The organism is Streptomyces misionensis (assembly GCF_007896895.1).
Lineage (GTDB): Bacteria > Actinomycetota > Actinomycetes > Streptomycetales > Streptomycetaceae > Streptomyces > Streptomyces misionensis_A.
This window is the reverse complement of sequence record NZ_VOGW01000088.1, coordinates 15,253-19,357: the sequence shown is the minus strand read 5'-3', so window position 1 is coordinate 19,357 and position 4,105 is coordinate 15,253. Positions and strand designations below refer to the sequence as shown.

Here is a 4,105-nt window from a genome sequence, read left to right as displayed (position 1 = left end):
AGACTCCCGGTATGCCCAGCTACAGATCCCTGTTCCGCACCCCGGAGTTCACCCCGCTCTTCCTCGGCACGGCCGCGCAGACGGCCGCCCAGACCGTCGGCGGGCTCGCCCTCGGCACCCTCGTCTACCGGGCCACGGGTTCCCCGCTGCTGTCGGCGGTGAGCATGTTCGGCCCCTCGCTCGCCCAAGTCCTGGGCGCCACCGTGCTGTTGTCGGGCGCCGACCGGCTGCCGCCGCGTACCGCACTGTCCGCGATCGCTCTGGTCTTCGCGGCGGGTACGGCGCTCGAGGCGCTGCCGGGACTGCCGGTCGGCGCGGTCTTCGCGCTGCTCCTGGTGCTGGGCCTGGTGGCCTCGCTGGGCGGTGGGGTCCGCTGGGGGCTGCTCAACGAGATCCTCGCCAAGGACGGTTATCTGCCCGGGCGTTCGCTGTTCAACATGATGAGCGGCCTGATGCAGATCGCCGGGTTCGCCACCGGCGGCGCGCTGCTGGCCGCGCTCTCGCCCCGTGTGTGCCTCCTGCTGTCGGCGGCCCTCTACCTGGCGGCGGCGGCCGTGCAGCGCCTCGGCCTCTCGGCCCGCCCGCCCCGCACCGCGGGCCGCCCCTCGGCCGCGGCCACCTGGCGCGTCAACTCCGAGCTGTGGTCGTCCCGTTCGCGCCGCCTCACCTACCTGGGCCTGTGGGTCCCCAACGGTCTGGTGGTCGGCTGCGAGTCCCTGTACGTGTCGTACGCCCCGCACGCCGCCGGAACCCTGTTCGCCTGCGGGGCGTTCGGGATGTTCGCCGGTGACGTGACGGTGGGCCGGCTGCTGCCGCCCCGGGTGCGGCGCGGGCTCGCCACCCCGCTGCTGCTCGTGCTGGCCGTCCCGTACCTGGCGTTCGGCGCGCACCCCGCGCTGCCGGTCGCGGCGGTGTGCGTGACCGTCGCCTCCGTCGGCTTCGGCGCGAGCCTCGTCCAGCAGGAGCTGCTGATGGAGCGGACCCCCGGCGAACTCGCCGGGCAGGCACTGGGGCTGCACTCCGCCGGGATGCTGACCATGCAGGGCGTGGGCGCGGCCCTGGCCGGTGCGGTGGCCCAGCTGACCTCGCCGGCCACGGGGATGGCGGTGATGGCGGCGGGCTCGGTGTGCGTGACGCTGGCGCTGGCCGCGGCGGACCGCCGTACCCCCGTCGACGCGCCTATGCGGGCGGCGGCAGTGTCTGCTCCGCCCAGATGACCTTGCCGGTGGGCGTGTAGCGGGTGCCCCAGCGGTGGGTCGTCTGGGCGATGATGTACAGGCCCCGGCCCCCCTCGTCGTCGCTCGCCGCGTGCCGCAGATTCGGGGTGGTGTGCCCGGTGTCGGAGACCTCGCAGGTCAGGGTGTGGTCGCGGATCAGGCGCACCTGGATGGGGCCGCCGACATAGCGGATGGCGTTGGTGACGAGTTCGCTGACGATGACCTCGGTGGTGAAGGCCAGCTCGGCCAGGCCCCAGTCGTCCAGCTGCTTGCCGACGCGGCCGCGCAGCGCGGCGACCGCGGCGGGATCGGCGGCGGGCTCCCACTGGGCGAGCCGGGTGCGGTCGAGCAGCCGGGTACGGGCCAGGAGCAGCGTCGCGTCCTCGTCCACCGCGCCGGGCAGCAGCGCGCCCACCGCCCGCTCGCACAGCTGGTCCAGCGGCGCCCGCCGGTCGGCGAGGACGCCGGCGAGCCGCCGCACCCCCGCGTCCTGCGGGTCGGCCGCCTGGAGCAGGCCGCCGGTGAACAGGGCCAGCAGGGTGCCCGGGGCGAGCCGCAGCTCGGTGGTCCGGTACGGCAGGCCGCCGACGCCGAGCGGCGGCCCCGGCGGCACGTCGAGCTCCCGGGCGACGCCCGTGTCCCCGGCCACCGCCACCGGCGGCGGCCCGCCCGCCCGCGCCATGCTGCACCAGCCGGAGATGGGGTCGTACACCGCGTACAGGCAGGTCACCATGGCCTCGTCGGCGGGCGGCTGGGGACGCCCGGGGACATGTCCGGGCACGGGGGCGCGCTCGCGCGCGGTCTGCTCGGCGAGGTCGTCCAGCCGGGTGAGGACCTCGTCCGGGGCCAGATCGAGCCGGGCGAGGACGCGCAGGCCGGTGCGCAGCCGGCCCATGGTGGCGGCGGCGGGCAGCCCGTGCCCGAGCACGTCCCCGACGACCAGGCCCACCCGGGCGCCGGACAGCGGGATGACGTCGTACCAGTCGCCGCCCACCCCCGAGCCGCTGTCGGCGGGCAGATAGCGGCTCGCCGTCTCGCACGCGGTCCGCGGGGGCAGCCTGCCCGGCAGCAGGCTGCGCTGGAGCTTGAGGGCGGTGCTGTGGCCCCGGGTGACCACCGGCAGCAGCAGGAAGCCGATCAGCAGCGCGCCGAGCCCGAGGACGGTCACCCCGCCGGTCGGCCCGATCAGCGGCAGGTCGACGGAGCCGGCGCCGTACCCCGGCCGGGCGTAGACGACGAAGGCGGCGTACAGGAACAGCAGGGCCATGAGCAGCCCGCCGAGTCCCGGCATCACGCCCTTGCAGATCAGGTCCCGGGGACTGCGGGTGAGGACCTTGCGGTGGTACCAGAGGCAGGCGAAGCCGGTCAGCCCGTACTGGAAGGCGATCGCGAGGCCCACCGAGTCGACCGTGTCGGCGAGGACGTCGCGGCTGAACGACGACAGCAGCACCAGCAGCACGACGGAGGCGGCGCCCATGCCGAGCGTGGCCCAGGTCGGGGTGAGGAAGCGCCGGTGCACCCGGGCGAACCGGGCCGGCACCGCCTTGTGCACCGCCATCGAGAAGACGGTCCTGGCCAGCGGCAGGATGGTGGTCTGGGCGGAGGCCAGCGCGGAGGTCAGCACCATCAGGATCAGCAGCCGCGCCAGCAGCAGTCCCGCGTCGTGACTGCCGAACACGGCCTCGCCGAGCCCCGAGAGCACATCGTCCGAACGGTCCGCGTTGCCGAGCCCGATGCCGGTCGTACCGACACCCGCGAACGCCTGCGCCGAGGTGGCGACCAGCCCGTACAGCACCAGCAGCAGCACGGGGGAGAGGACCGCGGCGCGCCCGGGGACGCGGGTGCTGTCCACGGTCTCCTCGTTGACCGACACGGCGGTGTCCCAGCCCCAGTAGATGAAGACGCCCGCGAGCAGTCCCGAGGTCAGGGCCCGGGTGGAGGGCACCTCGAAGGGGTTGAACCAGGAGGCGGAGACATGGATCGCGGTCGGTGGCGGGTCGCCGTACACCCGCACCAGCGCGGCGACGGCGAACAGCAGCAGTACGGCTACCTCCAGGCACAGCAGCCAGCGCTGGACGACGGCGGAGACACGGATGCCGATGTAGGAGATCCCGGTCAGCACAGCGATCCACACGATCCCGGCGACGGTGACCCACAGCCGGCTCGCGCCGAGCCCGCGCAGGCCCACCAGCCGGTAGCCGTAGGCGCCGGCGACCGTGGCGAGGTTCGCCATGACGATGACGTTGGCGACGATCAGACCCCACCCGCCCATCCACCCCGTGCGCGGCCCGAAGGCCCGCGTCGCCCAGGTGAAGGTGGTGCCGCAGTCCGCGTTGCCCGCGTTCAGCTCCCGGTAGGCGTACGCGATCAGCAGCATCGGCACGAACGCCAGCATGGTCACGACCGGCGCCTGCAGGCCGACCCCCGCCACGATGATCCCCAGCGTGGCCGCGAGGCTGTACGCCGGTCCGGTCGACGCCAGCGCCATGGCGACCGAGGAGAGCATCCCCAGGGAGTTTCCGCGCAGCCCCTTCCGCCCGGCCCCGGACCCCGGAGCGGGCCGGCTCCCGGACACGGCACCGCTCCCGAAAAGCCTCACATTCGATTCCAACGCGGGGGTGCCGGGGGTGCACAGCGGCCGCGCCGGGTCCCCGGCGGCCGCTCGGGGCCGGCCGTGCGCCGCGGGGGCGGGGCGGGGCCCGGGGCCGCCGGGCGTGGGGGGCGGGGGTGCGGGCCGGGGGCGGGCGGGGGCGGGCGGGGCGCGCGCGGGGGGGGGTGGGGCCGGCCGCGCGGCGGGGGTGGGCGACGGAGGCGCGGCACCTCGCGCCCTCGGTGCGGGCTTCCGGGCTGCGCGGCGGGCTGCTGTCCTGGGACGGGCGGGTCACCGA

2 protein-coding genes are annotated in these 4,105 nt (G+C 75.4%); one reads left to right on the top strand and one right to left on the bottom strand.

Annotated elements, in window-relative coordinates; all coding sequences use genetic code 11:
- The first annotated feature begins 11 nt into the window (after positions 1-11).
- Positions 12-1,217, top strand: coding sequence for an MFS transporter (locus tag FRZ03_RS16120; protein WP_146465853.1), 1,206 nt, complete (start codon positions 12-14; stop codon positions 1,215-1,217).
- On the opposite strand, the gene FRZ03_RS40335 is transcribed toward FRZ03_RS16120, so the two are convergent.
- Positions 1,180-3,723: an amino acid permease gene (locus FRZ03_RS40335; RefSeq protein ID WP_261399145.1), complete on the bottom strand. Its 2,544-nt coding sequence runs from the start codon at positions 3,721-3,723 to the stop codon at positions 1,180-1,182. The two genes, FRZ03_RS16120 and FRZ03_RS40335, sit on opposite strands and share 38 nt — an antisense overlap.
- Positions 3,724-4,105 lie beyond the last annotated feature (382 nt).